Raw genomic sequence first — 16,739 nt, 5'->3', positions numbered from 1 at the left:
TCACGCCGCCTCAGGTTCGTTCGCGGATCGGATCATGCGTCCGGCGCACAATCTCGGATCACGAAGTGCTTGGTCGTTTCTTCCACGACTTCCCAATAACCGCGAAAGCCGTTGGGGATCAAAAAGCTGGCCCCGGTGCGAAAATCCTGACGGGTCCCGTCTTCGTGGATCAGGGCACAATGGCCTTTGACGATATAGCAATATTCGTCCTTGTCCGTGAACGCGTGCCATTTGCCCGGCGTGGACGTCCAGATCCCGGCAGACAGTTGTCCATCCGGGCTGGTGAAGTGCATTCCAATCTTGTGATGCGGATCACCCTCGACAACGCGATCGGGAAGATCGGCCAAACGCCGTTCGCTGCGCGTTGCGGGCTGATCGAAAAGGTTGAGTACCTGTGTCGTCATGAGGTCATACCCTCCTGCTGGTCGTGTATTGCGAGATGACGTGACCGGCCAATGGTCGGTCACATGCCGGACTAGGATTTCCCCCATCCTCTAATGAAACAGGTAGACACCCGCCAGAACCAGAGCCGCGATGAAAATCGTCTCGGCCACGATCAGGACGATGGCCTGCCCGCCCACATCCAGAATCCGCTTGAGCGACGTCTTCATGCCCACTGCCGCAATCGACACCAGCAGCGCCCACCGGCTGAGATCGGCCATGGCCGACGAGACCACTCCGGGGATCAGACCCATTGAATTCAGGACGGCAAAGATCAGAAAGCCAACCACGAACATCGGCAAAATGGGCGGGCGCTTGCCGTCTTCTTCGCCGAATTCCGCGTGGCGTCGGACAAGAAACGAGATGACCAGAACCACCGGGGCCAGCATGGCGACACGGATCAGCTTGACCAAAGTCGCGACCTCACCGGTTTGATCCGAGACCGAGAACCCGGCCCCGACAACCTGCGCGACATCGTGGATCGTGCCGCCAAGGAAGACCCCTGAAACCTCGTCGTTGAAATCGAAAGCCTCGGTGAGGATCGGGTAGGCGATCATCGCGATTGTCGACAGAACAGTGACCGACAATACCGTGAAAACCAGGTTTCGCTCCGAATGCTCGTTTTTGGGCAGAATGGCAGACAGGGCCATCGCGGCCGACGCGCCGCAAATCGCAACCGAACCGCCCGTCAACACACCGAAGCGCCAGCCACGACCCAGCAGGCGCGCGCCCAGAAGGCCGAACAGGATCGTGAGGATCACACCCGCAATCACAACGGCAATCAGATCCGCGCCAAGGCTCATCATCAATTCAACGGAAATACGCGCCCCAAGCAGCGCAACGCCAAAACGAAGAACGGTTCGTGCGGTAAATTCGATTCCGGCCTTACAGTCGCCCGCGTCGTCTTCGGCCAGGAAATGGAACGCGATGCCCAGCAACAAGGCCATCAGCATCGCCGGGGCACCATAATGTTCGGACAAGAACTTCGCTGCGACGGCAACAACCACGGAAACAAGGAAACCGTGCCCGTTCAAACGAACGAAAGACCGTGCCCGAAGCCACGGCGAGTTGGATGCACTCAACACCTGCATCTTACTTCCTTTGCAATATTTGAGTTGCCTTTTAGGCAAAGCCTGCTCCCACCCGCACCGTATTCGGCCCGGGTGGAGGCATGATCAGATTACAGCTCGACCTGAGCTTTCATGTCGTCGGCCGAGATTCCGGCGACGGCGACGGGTTTTTTCATTGCGTCGCGGCGGAAAGGTTCGCCGAGTTCCTGGTTGATCAGGGCCTCGATCAGCGTGGTGATGCCGTTCTTCTGGTCCTCGATCGCCTGGTTCAGCGCCGCGGTCAGCTCGTCCTGGGTGCGGGCCACGACGCCCTTCAGGCCACAGGCCTGCGCAATACCGGCGTAAGACACTTTGGTGTCCAGTTCGGTGCCCACGAAGTTGTCGTCGAACCACAGGGTCGAGTTGCGCTTTTCCGCGCCCCACTGGTAGTTGCGGAAGACGATCTGGGTCACGGCGGGCCATTCCTCACGCCCGATCGCGGTCAGTTCGTTCACCGCGATGCCGAAGGCGCCATCACCGGCAAAGCCCACGACCGGAACGTCCGGGCAGCCGATCTTGGCACCGACGATGGCCGGCAGGCCATAGCCACAGGGCCCGAACAGGCCCGGCGCCAGGTATTTGCGGCCCGCCTCGAAGGACGGATAGGCGTTGCCGATGGCGCAGTTGTTGCCGATGTCCGAACTGATGATCGCCTCTTTCGGCAGCGCCGCCTGAATCGCGCGCCAGGCCATGCGGGGGCTCATCCAGTCGGGCTTGGCGGCGCGGGCGCGCTGGTTCCAGGTGGTGCCGGGATCATCATCCTCGTGGTCCATGCTGCTCAGCTGCTGGGCCCAGCGGGATTTCTTCTCGGCGATCTTCGCCTTGCGTTCTTCGCGGCCCTCGTCGCCCGCGGTATCGCTCAGCTGGTTCAGGATGCCGGTCGCCACCTTGGCCGCGTCACCCACGATGCCCACGCTGACCTTCTTGGTCAGGCCGATCCGGTCGGGGTTGATGTCGACCTGGATGATCTTGGCCTCGGCCGGCCAGTATTCCATGCCATAGCCGGGCAGGGTCGAGAACGGGTTCAGGCGGGTGCCGAGGCACAGCACCACGTCGGCCTCGCTGATCAGCTCCATCCCGGCTTTCGAACCGTTGTAGCCCAGCGGACCGGCAAACAGAGGGTGGCTGCCGGGGAAGGCGTCGTTGTGCTGATAGCCGACGCAGACCGGCGCATCCAGACGCTCGGCCAGTGCTTTCGAGGCCTCGATCCCGCCTTTGGACAGAACCACGCCGGCACCGTTCAGGATCACCGGGTTCTTGGCGTTCGACAGCAGCTCGGCCGCCTGCGCCACGGCGGTTTCGCCGCCCGCGGGGCGTTCGAAATCGACGATGGCGGGCAGATCGACATCGATCACCTGGGTCCAGAAATCACGCGGGATGTTGATCTGGGCCGGGGCGCTGGCGCGCTTGGCTTTCATGATCACGCGGTTCAGAACTTCGGTGACACGGGTCGGATCGCGGACCTCTTCCTGATAGGCGACCATGTCTTCGAACAGCTTCATCTGCTCGACTTCCTGGAAACCGCCCTGACCGATGGTCTTGTTCGCCGCCTGCGGGGTGACCAGCAGCAGCGGGGTGTGGTTCCAGTAGGCCGTCTTCACCGCCGTCACGAAGTTGGTGATGCCCGGGCCGTTCTGCGCGATCATCATCGACATCTTGCCGGTGGCGCGGGTATAGCCGTCGGCCATCATCCCCGCACTGCCTTCATGCGCACAGTCCCAGAACATGATCCCGGCCTTCGGGAACAAGTCCGAGATCGGCATCATCGCAGATCCAATGATCCCGAACGCATGCTCGATCCCGTGCATCTGCAAAACCTTAACAAACGCCTCTTCCGTCGTCATCTTCATGTGGGTGCTTCCTTGTCTTTTCAGGGCGGCAAAGCCCCTGTGAGTTACAGTATTTCGTCTTTGAGGTAATAGCCGACATACGCCATGCGCTGTCCCAGTCGGCGAAACGGCGTCAGGATGCCGTGGCTCGGCAATGGGGAGGTGAAGATCGGCAGTTCAAACGCCTTGTCCTTTTTGCCGGCAACCAACTGCGCCATGCGTCGTCCGGCCTGGGCCGAGTACATGACGCCATTGCCGCCATAGCCCATGGCATAGAACACGCTTTGCTCAGGATCCGGCCGGAAAATGCGCGGCATCATATCGTGGCTGACATCAACCCAGCCCCACCAGGAGTAGTCGAGGTTGATATCCGCCAGCGCCGGGAACTTGCGGGCAAGTCCCTTTTTCAGCAAGTCCAGATGTTTGCCGTTCTCGGCATCACGCCCTGTCACCGCGCTGCGGCTGCCGATCTGCATCCGGTTGTCCGGCAACAGGCGGTAATAATGGCGCAGCGTGCGCGTGTCGGTCAGGGGGGATTTGGTCTGGATCCCGCATTCATCCAGCTCGGCCCGGGTCAGAGGCCGTGTCACCATCGAGTTTGACAGGATTGGCATCAGGCGGTGCCTGGTGCGGTTGTTGAGACCCGGCGGGGTATAGCCCGCCGTTGCCAAGGCCACCGATTTCGCGCGCACAATACCACCCGGCGTCCGCAAGTGATGTATTCCGCCTTTGGTTTGCCACCCCATGACCGGGCTGCCCGTATGGATTTTCACACCCAGCCTGCGCGCCATCTTGACATAACCGAAGGCCAGCTTGCCGGCGTGGATGCAGGTTCCGTCCGGTTCCCACATCGCGCCTGCGGCTTCCATGTCCCGCACGTGTTTTTCATGCAGCTCATCTCGGGACAGGATACGCGAACCATAGCCGAACACATCGTTCAACAATTTGCTCTCTTTCTTGAGCGACGGCATGACTTTTTCGCGGTGCGCGATGTAGTAATGGCCGCCCGGCTGCGGATCACAGTCGATGTCATCCGACGCGATGAGATCGTTGAACAACTCGAAAGCTTCAGTGACTTCGGCATGCATGCCTTTGGCCACGTCCGTGCCCCAGCGCTGAATCCATTGCGACCGTTTCAGCCGCCCGGATGAGATCTGGGCCTGCCCACCATTGCGGGTCGAACATCCCCAGGCCACGGTATTCGCTTCAAGAACAACCGCCTGGATACCGTGTTCCTTGGCAAGGTGAATGGCGGTGGACAGGCCGGTATAACCCGACCCGATCACCACCACATCGGCATCCATATCGCTGGACACCGGACCATCATCGGCCGGGGGCGTACCGGCCGTTCCGATCCAGTATGTGGGCGCGTGGTCGCGATTGTGACCGGGACCCGCATCGATGATGGGGTCATATTTCGGGTCATAGCTGGCCTTGGGCCAATGACGCGGGATGCTGTTGTCCACCATTCTTGTTTTCTCCGAAGCTGCGCGCGGTGCGGCGGATCAGGCTTTGAACATCGGGCGCGTTTTGCGAAGCGCCTGTTTTACGACGATTTTCCCGTCACGCAGGGTAAACAGATCCGCACCTTCGGCTTCGATCCGCATGCCGTTTGCATCGGTTCCCGAAAAGGTCCATTCCGAAACCGCACGATCGCCATGGACAAAGTGGCCGTGGTGATCCCAATGGGCGTCTTTCATGCCTGCCCAAACGCCTGAAAACGCGGCGGCGATGGCTTCGGACCCTTCAATCTTGTTGCCGTATTTCTCGTCGCCGGCCACGGTGTAGAACACGCAGTCGTCGGCGAAATGGGTCATCACGCCGTCGATGTCGTGGCGGTTGAACGCGTCAAACGTGTCCGCCAGGTCCTGCGCGGTCAGGGTTTTGCTCATTTTGTGCTTCCTTGTCAGTGGGGTTGTTACGTTTCGTCCGGGTTCGGGACGATCAGTGTCGGGATCTTGGAGCGCCGCAGAACACGCTTTGCGACGGTGCCCAGAAACGTGTGCGAAAAGCCGTGATCATGCGCGCCCAGCACGATCAGATCGCAGCCCAGTTCGACCGAGCGGCGCAGGATCACTTCGGCCGGGTGGCCATCGGTGACTTCGACCGAAGTGACCTGTTCGCGAATTCTCTCATCGTCACCATCGAACTGAGCCCAGAACTTGGCTTGCCGCTCGGCCAGAACCTTGCGCACCATCTCGTGACGGCGCGCAGCGGCGGTTTTGCGGGTCTCTTCATTCAGGATGAAGATCTCCATCGTGATCTTGGCATCGTCCGACAGCGGTTCATTCACATGCAGCACGTGAATTTCAGCCCCCGTGGCCTGCGCGATGCTGGCGGCATGGCGCATGGCATGACCCGAATTTTCGGACAGATCAGTGGCAAAGAGGATGTTTGTGACCAGTTGTTTCATGTCGTCATCCTTTCAGGTCAGTAGCCAAACAGCCGCGGCAACCACAGCGACAGTTCAGGGAAGAAGGCGATGATGAAGATCGCCACCGTGTTGGCTGCGGCAAAAGGCAGAGCGCGCAACGAGATCTGTTCGATCGTGATGTTCGAGATACCGGACGCGATGAACAGGTTTTCGCCCAGCGGCGGCGTCTGGAAACCGATGCCCAGCGTGCAGACCATCACCACGCCAAAGTGAATCGGGTCGATACCCACCGAGTAGGCCACCGGCAGCATCACCGGAACCAGGATCAGGATGGTGGCCAGCGTCTCCATGAACATGCCGACGAACAGCAGGAAGAAGATGATCAGCGCCCAGATCACATACAGGTTGTCGGTAAAGCTGAGCATCGAATCCGCGATAATCGCCGGGATCTGGTTTTCCACCAGCAGGCGGCCAAACACCGTCGCGGTGAACAGGATCAGCAGCACCCGACCAGTCAGCCACGTGGTGGCCTCGAGCGACTGGAACAGCGACTGCCATGTCAGTTCACGATAGATGACCACGCCCACGAACAGGGTGTAGAAGATTGCCACGATTGCCGCCTCGGTCGGGGTGAAGAAGCCGGTGTAGATACCGCCCAGGATCACCAGCGGCGCCATCAGCGACCAGAACCCACGATACATTTCGCAGCCCACGTGACGGATCGACCAACCTTCGGAAACGCCCTTGTAGCCGCGCTTTTTCGACATGAAGAAGTTCAGGATCAGCAGGCTGGTGGCGATCAGGAAGGCAGGGACGAATCCGGCGATGAACAGTTTCGAGATCGAAACCGACTGGAATGTACCGAATTTTTCCACGGCTTCCGGCGGCGGCGCCATACCGAGCGCGGCAATGCCGAAGATCACCATCGGGATAGAGGGAGGAATGATAATCCCAAGGCCGCCAGAGGACGCAGTGATCGCCGAGGCATAGCCGCGCTCATAGCCGCGTTCGATCATCGCAGGGATCATCAGCATCCCAACGGCCGCGGTTGTTGCCGGGCCCGAGCCCGAAATAGCGCCGAAGAACAGACAGGCCATGACCGTTGCAGCCGAAATACCGCCGGTGAAGGGACCGGCCAGGCTTTCGGCAACATTGATCAGGCGTTTCGAAATTCCGGCGGCTTCCATCAAAGCGCCGGCAAGAATAAACGCGGGCAGAGCCATCAGCGGGAACGAACCGACTGAGGTGAAGGCAATCTGCACGAACTTGATCGGGTTCTCGTCCAGATAAAGGAATGAGACCAGCGAAGCCACACCCAGCGCCACCGTGATCGGTGCGCCAATGAGCAGCAGAAACAGGAAAGACCCAAACAGGATTGTGACGATTTCGGATTCCATGGTTTATCCCCCTGCCCTTAGGATTTCTTTGCTGCTTCAGTCGCAGCTTTGATTTCGTCGAGGTCGATCTGATCGGGATCGTGAATATCTTCGCCCTTGATAAGGCGGCGGTAGTTCACCTGAATGATGCGGACGGTCATCAGCGCAAAGGCGATGGGCAGCACCATGTAGATGTATTTCATCTCGATACCCAGGGTCTGGGACTTCCAGAATTTGTTCATCTTGTTGAAGACAAAATCTGTCGCCAGATACAGGAAGTAGACATTGAAGAAGAGCCAGAAGAGATCGGCAAAAGCTTCGATGTACTTGATCGCCCCCTCAGGCAGGAACTTGAACTGGAACGTCACCCGGTTATGCGCGCCCTTCAGAGCGGCGTAACTTGCGCCGAAATAGACGAACCACACGAACATGTAGACCGAAAGTTCTTCGATCCAGCTGATCGAAAAGCCGAAGACTTCGCGCGCGATGATCTGCACGAACAAAAGGCAGACGAAGCCGGATAAGAGGATCCGGCAGATGATACTTTCTATGTTGTCCAGAAATTTCCAGAACATGTGGTTTCACTCCTCCCTGAATTGAGAAGAGCGCCGCAGCGCTCCTCCCGCTATCGCTCTGGGGCGATTATTGCTGGACCGGCTCGCGGCCGATGGCTTCGAGAACTGCATTCAGCTTCTCGACACCACCAATGGACTCGTAGAACTGCGGCCATACGGCTTCGGTTGCCAGTTGAATGAACTCGGCTTCGTCGTTCTCGGGGTCGATGATTGCCATTCCCTTTGCGGTCAGCTCTTCTTTGATGGCAGCCTCTGAATCACGCAGGAACTGTGCCGAAATCTGCGTGGCTTCCTGCCCTGCTTCCAGGATCATCTGCTGTTCCTCTTCGGACAGATCCTGGAAGATGGCTTCCGAGATGATCAGCGGTTCGATCGAGAAGATGTAACGCAGGTTGGTGACGTGGTCCTGAACCTCGTAGAACTTCATCGCATTGATGGTCAGGTAAGGGTTGTCCTGACCGTCGACCACTTTGGTCTGTAGGCCGGTGAAGGTTTCGGACCAGGCCATTGGGGTCGGGTTGATGCCCCATGCCTTGTAGGTTTCGATCATGATTTCGTTCTTGGGAACGCGGATGATCAGATCCTGCAAGTCCGCAACCGATTTGACCGGCTTCTTCGAGTTGGTCAGACGGCGGAAACCGGTATACGTCCAGCCGATGATACGGACGCCGGCATCACGGATGGTGTTTTCGACCAGTTCCTGACCGATTGGCCCCTGGGTCAGCTTTTCAGCATCTTCCAGGCTGAGAATGACATAAGGCAAGGTGAAAACGCCGACCGAAGGCGAGAAGGGCGTGATGTTGTTGATCGCCAGCAGCGACATGTCGAGCGTGCCGATGGCGGCCTCGTTCACGGTGTCCTGCTCGGACCCGAGCTGACCGTTCAGGAACAGTGTCGCGGTGTGCTTACCACCCGATTTTTCTTCGAGTGCTTTCACGAAAGCGAGCCCCAGCGCCTCTTGAGCGCTGCCTGCGCTGTCGCCGACAGCGATCTTGAAGTTCTTCGCCTCGGCCGTGCCGGCGACCATCAGTGCGGCAACGGAAACGGCTGCGCTGAAAGTGCCAAGCTTTTTGAGAAATGACATGGATTTCCTCCCATTTGTCGTGTTTCGAGGTGCGCGCTGACCTGGGGAGAAATAGGCCAGTCCGATTCTACCTCGGCGACGTATAGCTAGCTTGCCAAAATGGTTTCGTCGTTGTTAATATTTGCGTGAAAGGTTTCATAGATATCAAACATACGATATGAGACAGAACAAACTTGATACCCGGATCGGGGACACCGACATCCGTCTGCTGCGCGTGTTCAAAACCGTCGCGGAAAGTGGTGGTATCACGGCCGCCGAGATCGAGCTGAACATCGGTAAATCAACGATCTCGAAACACTTGTCTGACCTGGAACTGAGGCTTGGCCTGAAGCTGTGCAACCGGGGGCCGTCAGGGTTTTCACTGACGGAAGACGGCGAGAAGGTGCTGGCGGCGGCAGAAGACCTGCTTATTTCCGTCGCGCAGTTCAGAACCGAGGTCAACGAAGTCAAACAGCAACTGGCCGGCAGTATTCGCGTGGCTCTGTTCGATCAGTGCACCACCAACCCCGAAGCCGGACTTGCCCGCACGATTCACAAGTTCAATGAGGCCGCACCGGCGGTCCACATCGAGCTGTCGCTGGAACCGCCCAACGTGATCGAAACCATGGTCATCACCGGGCATCTGGATGTCGGCATCATCGCTTTGCACAGACCATCGGCAAGCTTGGACTACACGCCGCTCTACGGGGAAAACATGTTCTTGTACTGCGGGCAGGAACACCCGCTGTTTGATCGCCCAGATCCGGAGTTGCAATTGAGCGATCTTCGCAAGTTCAACTACGCCGGTTTGAACGTGAACTCTCCGAACCTCATCGTTGGTCAACAACTTGGGTTTCGGCGTGCAGCCAAAGTGCAGAACGAACAGGCACTGGTTATCCTGATACTTTCAGGTCGCTACCTTGGGTTTCTTCCCGATCATCTGGCGCAGGAATTTGTCGAACAGGGGCTCATGAAAAAGGTCCTGCCCAAAGAGATCAAATACAGAACCCGTTTCGCGGCCGTGGCCAGAAAACAACCTGCGCTAACACGCGTGGCCAAGCTGTTTCTGGAAACTCTGGTAAAGGTGCATTCTCAGGTACAGTAGGAACGTGCTCAGGGCGTCTTGATTCCCAAGCCCGAACCCACCCGCGCCCGAATTCAGCGCACGACGCGCGGCCGGATCAATCGCAGGCTGCGGTAACGATCATTTCGACCTTCAGAACATCACGGGCCAGTTTCGCCTCGCCACAGGCACGGGCCGGGGCGTGACCCTCTGGCACCCAGGCATCCCAGACCGCGTTCATTTCGGCAAAGTCGGCCATGTCCGACAACCAGATCACGCATTGCAGGATACGCGTCTTGTCGCTGCCGGCCTTGGCCAGAAGGCCCTCGATCTTGGCAAGGATGTCACGGGTTTGATCCGCAACGGTCGCGGCATCTGAAACCTGACCGCACAGATAGGCGGTTCCGTTGTGTTTGACGATGCGGCTCATGCGCTGGCCGGTTTCGATGCGGGTGATGGTCACGACTGCTGTCTCCTGTCACGAAAGGTACGTTCCGGTTGGGCGATAGAGTGAAACGACGCCAACCGCCAGCCCGGACCCTCAACAATCGAATAATTGCCAACCTGCCGCGCGGGGTTTTTCAGCCCGACAGCACGCTTATGTCCGGTGCGCGGTGATGTGACATTCAGTTGCCCGCGCCATGCGGACAGGTCGTTTTCACTGATGGCTTTTCCTTCCTGTCTTGCGCTTCCCGGCCAACGAATTCGGTGAAACATCGCGGCCTCGGCTCACAAGGCGTTTGACGGAGATTTCCCAGTCTGCTTTCAATCGGCAAAGAGCTCCTCGGCTCACCCCAATATCGGAGCGCCATATGCCACCCGACACTGCCGAAACACTGCCTTTTGCATGTCCCATGCAGGACAGCGACGTTGGTCGACTGACGTCAATGGTTCCCACAAAGGACGGCTGGTCATGAGCCGCGATGTGCTGCTGCAACCCTATCAGCTGAAACATCTGACACTGAAGAACAGGATCATGACGACCAGTCATGAACCCGCCTACCCCGAAGACGGCATGCCGAAAGAGCGGTATCGCGCCTATCATGAGATACGTGCGAAAGCTGGTGTAGCCATGACCATGACGGCTGGTTCCGCCACCGTCAGCCGCGACAGCCCGCCGGTGTTCAACAACGTCCTTGCCTACAAGGACGAGGTCGTGCGCTGGATGGCTGAATTGACCGACGCCTGCCATGCTCATGGTTGCGCAGTGATGATCCAATTGACCCATCTGGGGCGACGCACGGGTTGGAACAAGGGCGATTGGCTGCCGTCGGTCTCTTCGTCGCATTATCGTGAACCGGCCCATCGGGCTTTTGCGAAGAAGATGGAAGACCATGATATCGAACGGATCGTGAGCGATTATGCCGATGCAGCCGAGCGTATGAAGGCCGCAGGTCTCGACGGAATCGAATTGCAAGCCTATGGCCACCTGATCGATCAGTTCTGGTCACCGCTCACCAATACGATGGATGCGCCCTATGGCGGCAGTCTCGACAATCGGTTGCGGTTCGGCTTCATGGTTCTGGATGCGATCCGCGACCGTGTCGGGACGGATTTCATCGTTGGCGTCCGCTACACGGCAGATGAGGTTGAAAAAGGCGGCATCACCGAAGAAGACGGGCTGGAAATCGCCCGAAGGCTGCGCGACAGCGGTCAGGTCGATTTCCTGAACGTCATTCGCGGGCGCATTCATACGGATCCGGCCATGACGGATGTGATCCCGGTGCAGGGCATGAAAAGCGCACCGCATCTGGATTTTGCCGGGCGCGTACGAGCCGAAATCGGGATGCCGACCTTTCATGCATCGCGCATTCCCGATGTGGCCACCGCACGACATGCCGTGGCGTCCGGGTTGCTGGATATGGTCGGCATGACCCGCGCACATATGGCCGACCCGATGATCGTGTCCAAAATCCGGGCCGGTCGGGAAGATGACATCCGCCCCTGCGTCGGCGCAACCTACTGCCTGGACCGGATTTATCAGGCCGGTGAAGCCCTGTGCATTCACAACCCTGCCACCGGGCGCGAATTGTCGATGCCGCATGTGATCACCGCGGCCAAGTCCCGCCGCCGGGCGGTCATCGTGGGCGCAGGGCCCGGAGGGCTTGAAGCGGCACGGGTTGCGGCAGAGCGCGGGCATGACGTTACCGTTCTGGAAGCGGCCTCTGAACCCGGCGGTCAGGTGCGTCTGGCCGCGCAGTCCCGACGCCGGGCCGAGATGATCGGGATCATCGACTGGCGCATGGCGCAATGCGCTGCACGCGATGTCAGGTTCCAATTCAACACCTTTGCAGACGCGGATGACGTAACAACCCTTGCCCCGGATATGGTCGTGATCGCGACCGGAGGCTTGCCCGAGACGACAATCTTGGAAACCGGCAACGATCTGGCGGTTTCGGCGTGGGACATCCTGTCCGCAGACGCGCACCCGGGCGAAAACGTGCTGATCTACGATGATGCGGGCGACCACCCGGCCCTGATGGCGGCCGAGATCATCGCCGGGTCAGGTGCGCGGGTTGAGATCATGACCCGCGACCGCAGCTTTGCGCCCGAGATCATGGGCATGAATCTGGTGCCATATATGCGGGCGCTGCAAAAAACGGGGGCGCTGTTCACCGTAACCCGGACGCTGAAATCGCTGGTACGCTCAGGCAATCAACTGGAAGCGGCGATTGGAACGGATTACTCGGATCTTGTTGAAAAGCGCATGTATGATCAGGTGATCGTCAATCAGGGCACCTTGCCTCTGGACGATCTCTATTTCGAACTCAAACCGCTTTCGCGAAATCTTGGCGCTGTGGATCACGACGCTCTTGTCGCCAGTTCGGGCGACGTGTTTCCGCAGGTGAACCCGAAGGCGGGCTTTGATCTGTATCGGATCGGAGACGCCGTTTCCTCGCGCAACATACACGCGGCAGTCTATGATGCGCTGCGCCTTGGCCTTCGGTGGTGACGCCATCGAAGAATGCGCTTTGAACACGTACCACCGATTGCCTGTACGGCATGAAACCCCTTAGGCGCGAACAAAAAGGACCGGACATGAGCAATATCGAGGTCATCGAGACTGTTTGGATACCGCTGCCTGACGGCACGAAACTTGCGGCGCGCCTGTGGCTGCCGGAAGGCGCGAAAAACGCCCCTGTGCCCTGTATCCTGGAATACATCCCCTATCGCCGCCGGGACAGGACACGCATGCGGGATGAAAGCATGCACCCGCAGTTTGCCGCCGCCGGTTACGCGTCGATCCGCGTTGATATCCGGGGCTATGGCGACAGTGATGGTGTCGCAGAAGATGAGTATTCGCATCAGGAGATTCAGGACGGTCACGACCTCATCCAGTGGATCGCCGATCAGGACTGGTGCGATGGAAATGTCGGAATGTTCGGCAAAAGCTGGGGGGCATACAACGCGTTTCAGGTGGCGGCGACACGCCCTCCGGCGTTGAAGGCGATAGCACCGGTGATGGGCACAGACGACAGGTGGCGCGAGGACATCCACTTTTACGGCGGGTGTCTGGCCAACGACAATTTCTGGTGGGGCTCGATCATGCAACTGTACAACGCCATGCCACCGGACCCACAGATTGTCGGCGCGGACCGCTGGCTTGACATGTGGCGCGAGCGGTTGGAAGGCGCGGCGTTCTGGCCGGCCATGTGGCTGGAACACCAGACCCATGACGAGATGTGGCGGCGCGGTTCGATCTGCGAAAACTATGCCGACGTGGATGTGCCGGTCTACTTTTTCGGCGGTTGGATGGATCTGTACCGCGATACACCATTCCGCATCGCCGAACACCTCAGAGGGCCGGTCAAGATCCTGATGGGGCCATGGGCGCATCTGTACCCGCACGAAGGGGTGCCCGGCCCCAAGGCTGATTTCGTCGCAGAGGTCATCCGGTTCTGGGATCACTGGTTGAAAGGAAAAGACACAGGGTTGATGGACGAACCGCCTTTGCGTTTTTTCCTTCAAGACAGCGCAGCGCCGACCGGGACGCATATCGAACGCACGGGGCGCTGGGTTGAAGAGCCGAGCTGGCCGTCACCGAATATCACCAACACGTCCCTTTGGCTGAATCAGCTGACGCTTGAGGCAGACCCCGTTTCCGCAGCAGAGCTTGCGATTTGCTCGCCGCAAAGCTTCGGGGCGGCCGCAGGCGATATGTGTTCTTTCGCCATACCCGGAGACATGGCGGCAGACTGCCGGATCGACGCCGCCGGCGCGTTGCAGTTCAAAGCGACGCCACTTGCAGACGCGCTTGATATCCTGGGGCAACCGTCCGTCGATCTGAAAGTGTCCGCAGATCAGGCTCAGGGCTTTGTCGTTGCATTGCTGGTGGACGAAGCCCCGAACGGTGCGCAGACGTTGATTGCACGGGGATTCTGCAACCTCAACCACCGGATCAGCGATACAGAACCCACACCGATCACACCCGGAGAGGAGATGGCTGTAACCGTCCCGATGTATGGAACAGGATATCGGGTTCTGTCAGGTCATCGCATCGTCTTGCAGATCGCTTCGGCTTATTGGCCCGTACTTTGGCCCGCCCCCGAACCTGTGACACTTACGATCCGTCCGGGTCAGTCTCAGTTGCACTTGCCCATCCGAAACCCAGGCGTTGACACTTCGGAACCCCGCCCGCTGCCCGAACCGGCAGCGTCCGGTTCCCGGCCCAGAAAGACCAAGGTGCGCTCGGGCTCGATGGAACGCTCGGTCCACACGGACCTGACGAATGGCGAGGTAACTCACAGGTCTTTTCTTGACGGGGGCGTCTTCGGGCCGGTGGGTGATTTCCGCCTGGACGATATTGGGACGGTGCTCAGCGATGTGTCAGATCGAAGGTATACAATCCTTCCGGGCGACCCGCTTTCGGCTGTCGCCACGATGGAGCAGACCGCCGGTTTCGACCGTGAGGACTGGTCAGCCCGGATCTGGACCTATTCCGAACAACGGGCAACGGCCACCGAGTTTCATTTGATCTCGCGCCTGAAGGCATGGTCGGGGGAGGAGCTGATCTTTGAAGAAGAGAACGCGCATGTCATTCCGCGCAATGGAATGTAGGTGAAAACACGGTGGAACACCTTCGTTGAAACCCTTGACGGGACTTGCCTTTGCGGTTCCGTCGATCAAACCAAATGGTCGAGGCACAGGACGAACTCGTCTCGTCGGGTTCGGCACTGCACCATGTTCCGGTCAGAAACCCAAAGCGCTGCCGGATTTGATGGTATCCATTGAAACGAAGGTTTTGAACTTTCGGATATTTCCGTTTTCAAAGAACATCCGGCGGGTGAAATCTTCGTAGACCGCCATGCTTTCGACGACTACGACAACCATGAAATCCACCTCTCCGGTCACGTAAAAGCATTGCTGGACTTCCGGAGCATTCAGCAGGGTTTTCTTGACGGCATCAATCTCGTCAGGGGTTTCGCTGACCAGTTCAAGTTCGACGAAGATGGTAAGCTGAAGACCGACGGCTGCCGGATCAACAATGGCGACATTGGCGCGGATCACGCCTTCTGCCTCCATCCGGCGGATACGGCGCTGTACAGAGGGTGCGGACAGGTTTACCGCCTCGCCAATCTTGTGCTGCGTGGTTCTGTTGTCTTGTTGCAGAATCCGCAGGATCGCGCGGTCAAAGTCATCCAATTGCGTCATGTGAAAGAAACTTGCATGGGTAGCCACCAACTAGAGCCCTTTTTTCAGGTCACTTGCAATAAACTTGTTTCACACCTGTGAAGCAACACGTCGAAGGGGAAGTTTTGCCGTGACAGCATTGACAGAACGCCTGCGTGCGTTGCGCCATGAGTTTCATCGCAACCCCGAGCTTGGGTTTCAGGAAGTCTGGACCAAGGCCCGGATTGCCGGGCATCTGCGAGCCTTGGGCATCGAGGTGTTTGAAGGGGTCGGTGTCGTGGGCGTCTTGAAGGCAGGCAACGGCAATCGCGCCATCGGGCTGCGCGCGGATTTCGACGCGCTGCCGATTACCGAGGTCAACACGTTTGCGCACACGTCGCAGAACGAAGGTGTCATGCATGCCTGTGGCCATGATGGCCACACGGTGATGCTGCTTGGGGCCGTCGAATTGCTGGCCAAGGATCCAGCGTTTGACGGCACGGTTGTCTTTCTGTTCCAGCCCAATGAAGAGCATGGGCTTGGGGCAAGGGCGATGATCGATGAAGGGGTTTTGCAGACCTTCCCGATTGAAGAGGTTTACGGCGCGCACAATCTTCCGGGTGAGCCTGTCGGGCGGGTTTCCACCCGCGCCGGTGTCATCTGTTGCAGTGAAAGCCTGTTCGAGATCACGATTACCGGTCAGGGCGGTCATGCCTCGATGCCCCATGTCGGGCGCGAAACGATCACGCCTGCCGCGGAACTGGTATTGGCCCTGCAAACCATCGTTTCACGCAAGCTTGCACCTTCTTCCGGCGCCGTGGTGTCAGTGACCGAGTTCATCACCGACGGACAGCGCAATGTGCTTCCGGGGCGCACTGTTCTGAAAGGTGACGCGCGGGCCATGTCACCGGCAGATCGCAGGCTGATCGAGCGCAATATGCGCCAGATCGCAACCGGTGTGGCCGAAAGCCATGGCGTCGAGGTGAGTGTGGATTTCCGCACCGAATTCATCGAGGCAAACAATGATGCCGATGCCGCATCGCATGTCGTTTCAGCGGCGGCGGCCATGGGTCTTGAGGTGGACGGAGACCGCCCTGCCATGTCTTTCTCGGAAGATTTTGCCGAATTTGCCGCCGTTGTGCCCGGGTGTTTCCTGCTTATCGGCAACGGGACCGAAGGATCAAATGGCCGTCCGCTGCACTCGGCTGATTACGATTTCAACGACGAACTGCTCCCGCTGGGTGCAGAACTCTGGGCAGAGCTGGTGCGGCAGCGCCTGCCGCTGAAACCCTGACAGGA

General features: G+C 58.8%; 15 protein-coding genes. 4 read left to right on the top strand and 11 right to left on the bottom strand.

The window, feature by feature from the left end:
• Nucleotides 1-32 precede the first annotated feature (32 nt).
• From NOR97_RS17450 to NOR97_RS17410, 9 genes are all read right to left on the bottom strand, one after another.
• The gene (locus tag NOR97_RS17450) at nt 33-404 is read right to left on the bottom strand and encodes a cupin domain-containing protein (RefSeq protein ID WP_170347472.1); all 372 of its coding nucleotides are present in this window, start codon (nt 402-404) and stop codon (nt 33-35) included.
• Nucleotides 405-494: 90 nt separating this feature from the next.
• Nucleotides 495-1,532 (bottom strand): YeiH family protein, encoded by a 1,038-nt coding sequence (locus tag NOR97_RS17445; protein ID WP_257601307.1) that lies wholly within the window; start codon nt 1,530-1,532, stop codon nt 495-497.
• 89 nt (nt 1,533-1,621) lie between these two features.
• The gene (xsc, locus tag NOR97_RS17440; RefSeq protein WP_257601306.1) at nt 1,622-3,400 is read right to left on the bottom strand and encodes a sulfoacetaldehyde acetyltransferase; all 1,779 of its coding nucleotides are present in this window, start codon (nt 3,398-3,400) and stop codon (nt 1,622-1,624) included.
• Between the two features lie 44 nt (nt 3,401-3,444).
• Nucleotides 3,445-4,848 carry an FAD-binding oxidoreductase gene (locus tag NOR97_RS17435; protein WP_257601305.1) on the bottom strand — a complete coding sequence of 468 codons (1,404 nt, stop codon included), beginning with the start codon at nt 4,846-4,848 and terminating at the stop codon, nt 3,445-3,447.
• Nucleotides 4,849-4,884: 36 nt separating this feature from the next.
• On the bottom strand, nt 4,885-5,271 hold the full coding sequence (locus NOR97_RS17430; protein ID WP_217355952.1) for a nuclear transport factor 2 family protein: 387 nt from the start codon (nt 5,269-5,271) through the stop codon (nt 4,885-4,887).
• Nucleotides 5,272-5,297: 26 nt separating this feature from the next.
• Nucleotides 5,298-5,792 (bottom strand): universal stress protein, encoded by a 495-nt coding sequence (locus NOR97_RS17425; RefSeq protein WP_170347179.1) that lies wholly within the window; start codon nt 5,790-5,792, stop codon nt 5,298-5,300.
• Between the two features lie 17 nt (nt 5,793-5,809).
• Nucleotides 5,810-7,150, bottom strand: coding sequence for a TRAP transporter large permease (locus tag NOR97_RS17420; protein WP_257601304.1), 1,341 nt, complete (start codon nt 7,148-7,150; stop codon nt 5,810-5,812).
• A gap of 17 nt (nt 7,151-7,167) precedes the next feature.
• Nucleotides 7,168-7,704, bottom strand: a complete 537-nt coding sequence (locus NOR97_RS17415) for a TRAP transporter small permease (RefSeq protein ID WP_170347177.1) — start codon at nt 7,702-7,704, stop codon at nt 7,168-7,170.
• Nucleotides 7,705-7,771: 67 nt separating this feature from the next.
• A complete protein-coding gene (locus NOR97_RS17410) occupies nt 7,772-8,788 on the bottom strand; it encodes a TRAP transporter substrate-binding protein (RefSeq protein WP_257601303.1) in 1,017 nt (338 codons plus the stop codon).
• Between the two features lie 157 nt (nt 8,789-8,945).
• Here NOR97_RS17410 and NOR97_RS17405 point away from each other — a divergent pair, with 157 nt between their 5' ends.
• Nucleotides 8,946-9,872 (top strand): LysR family transcriptional regulator, encoded by a 927-nt coding sequence (locus NOR97_RS17405; protein WP_257601302.1) that lies wholly within the window; start codon nt 8,946-8,948, stop codon nt 9,870-9,872.
• A gap of 76 nt (nt 9,873-9,948) precedes the next feature.
• On the opposite strand, the gene NOR97_RS17400 is transcribed toward NOR97_RS17405, so the two are convergent.
• Nucleotides 9,949-10,293, bottom strand: coding sequence for a RidA family protein (locus NOR97_RS17400; protein WP_170347174.1), 345 nt, complete (start codon nt 10,291-10,293; stop codon nt 9,949-9,951).
• Nucleotides 10,294-10,743: 450 nt separating this feature from the next.
• On the opposite strand from NOR97_RS17400, the gene NOR97_RS17395 reads away from it, so the two are divergent.
• Nucleotides 10,744-12,783: an NADH:flavin oxidoreductase gene (locus tag NOR97_RS17395; protein ID WP_170347173.1), complete on the top strand. Its 2,040-nt coding sequence runs from the start codon at nt 10,744-10,746 to the stop codon at nt 12,781-12,783.
• 86 nt (nt 12,784-12,869) lie between these two features.
• Complete coding sequence (locus NOR97_RS17390) at nt 12,870-14,888, top strand: CocE/NonD family hydrolase (RefSeq protein WP_257601301.1); 2,019 nt, start codon at nt 12,870-12,872, stop codon at nt 14,886-14,888.
• Nucleotides 14,889-15,020: 132 nt separating this feature from the next.
• On the opposite strand, the gene NOR97_RS17385 is transcribed toward NOR97_RS17390, so the two are convergent.
• Nucleotides 15,021-15,509 carry an Lrp/AsnC family transcriptional regulator gene (locus tag NOR97_RS17385; protein ID WP_217355951.1) on the bottom strand — a complete coding sequence of 163 codons (489 nt, stop codon included), beginning with the start codon at nt 15,507-15,509 and terminating at the stop codon, nt 15,021-15,023.
• Nucleotides 15,510-15,591: 82 nt separating this feature from the next.
• On the opposite strand from NOR97_RS17385, the gene NOR97_RS17380 reads away from it, so the two are divergent.
• Nucleotides 15,592-16,734: an amidohydrolase gene (locus tag NOR97_RS17380; protein ID WP_257601300.1), complete on the top strand. Its 1,143-nt coding sequence runs from the start codon at nt 15,592-15,594 to the stop codon at nt 16,732-16,734.
• The last annotated feature ends 5 nt before the right edge of the window (nt 16,735-16,739 follow it).

The sequence above is a fragment of the Ruegeria sp. YS9 genome (assembly GCF_024628725.1).
In the GTDB taxonomy this organism is placed as follows: Bacteria; Pseudomonadota; Alphaproteobacteria; order Rhodobacterales; family Rhodobacteraceae; genus Ruegeria; species Ruegeria atlantica_C.
Note: the sequence above shows the minus strand (reverse complement) of the source record. Positions and strands in the feature narration are given on the sequence as shown.

Bases quoted from the DNA above. Each gene is read 5' to 3' on its own strand.
- NOR97_RS17390 (WP_257601301.1), top strand. From the start codon at position 12,870: ATGAGCAATATCGAGGTCATCGAGACTGTTTGGATACCGCTGCCTGAC.
- NOR97_RS17425 (WP_170347179.1), bottom strand. From the start codon at position 5,792: ATGAAACAACTGGTCACAAACATCCTCTTTGCCACTGATCTGTCCGAA.
- NOR97_RS17435 (WP_257601305.1), bottom strand. From the start codon at position 4,848: ATGGTGGACAACAGCATCCCGCGTCATTGGCCCAAGGCCAGCTATGAC.
- NOR97_RS17430 (WP_217355952.1), bottom strand. From the start codon at position 5,271: ATGAGCAAAACCCTGACCGCGCAGGACCTGGCGGACACGTTTGACGCG.
- NOR97_RS17405 (WP_257601302.1), top strand. From the start codon at position 8,946: ATGAGACAGAACAAACTTGATACCCGGATCGGGGACACCGACATCCGT.
- NOR97_RS17445 (WP_257601307.1), bottom strand. From the start codon at position 1,532: ATGCAGGTGTTGAGTGCATCCAACTCGCCGTGGCTTCGGGCACGGTCT.
- NOR97_RS17420 (WP_257601304.1), bottom strand. From the start codon at position 7,150: ATGGAATCCGAAATCGTCACAATCCTGTTTGGGTCTTTCCTGTTTCTG.
- NOR97_RS17450 (WP_170347472.1), bottom strand. From the start codon at position 404: ATGACGACACAGGTACTCAACCTTTTCGATCAGCCCGCAACGCGCAGC.
- NOR97_RS17395 (WP_170347173.1), top strand. From the start codon at position 10,744: ATGAGCCGCGATGTGCTGCTGCAACCCTATCAGCTGAAACATCTGACA.
- NOR97_RS17410 (WP_257601303.1), bottom strand. From the start codon at position 8,788: ATGTCATTTCTCAAAAAGCTTGGCACTTTCAGCGCAGCCGTTTCCGTT.
- xsc (WP_257601306.1), bottom strand. From the start codon at position 3,400: ATGAAGATGACGACGGAAGAGGCGTTTGTTAAGGTTTTGCAGATGCAC.
- NOR97_RS17415 (WP_170347177.1), bottom strand. From the start codon at position 7,704: ATGTTCTGGAAATTTCTGGACAACATAGAAAGTATCATCTGCCGGATC.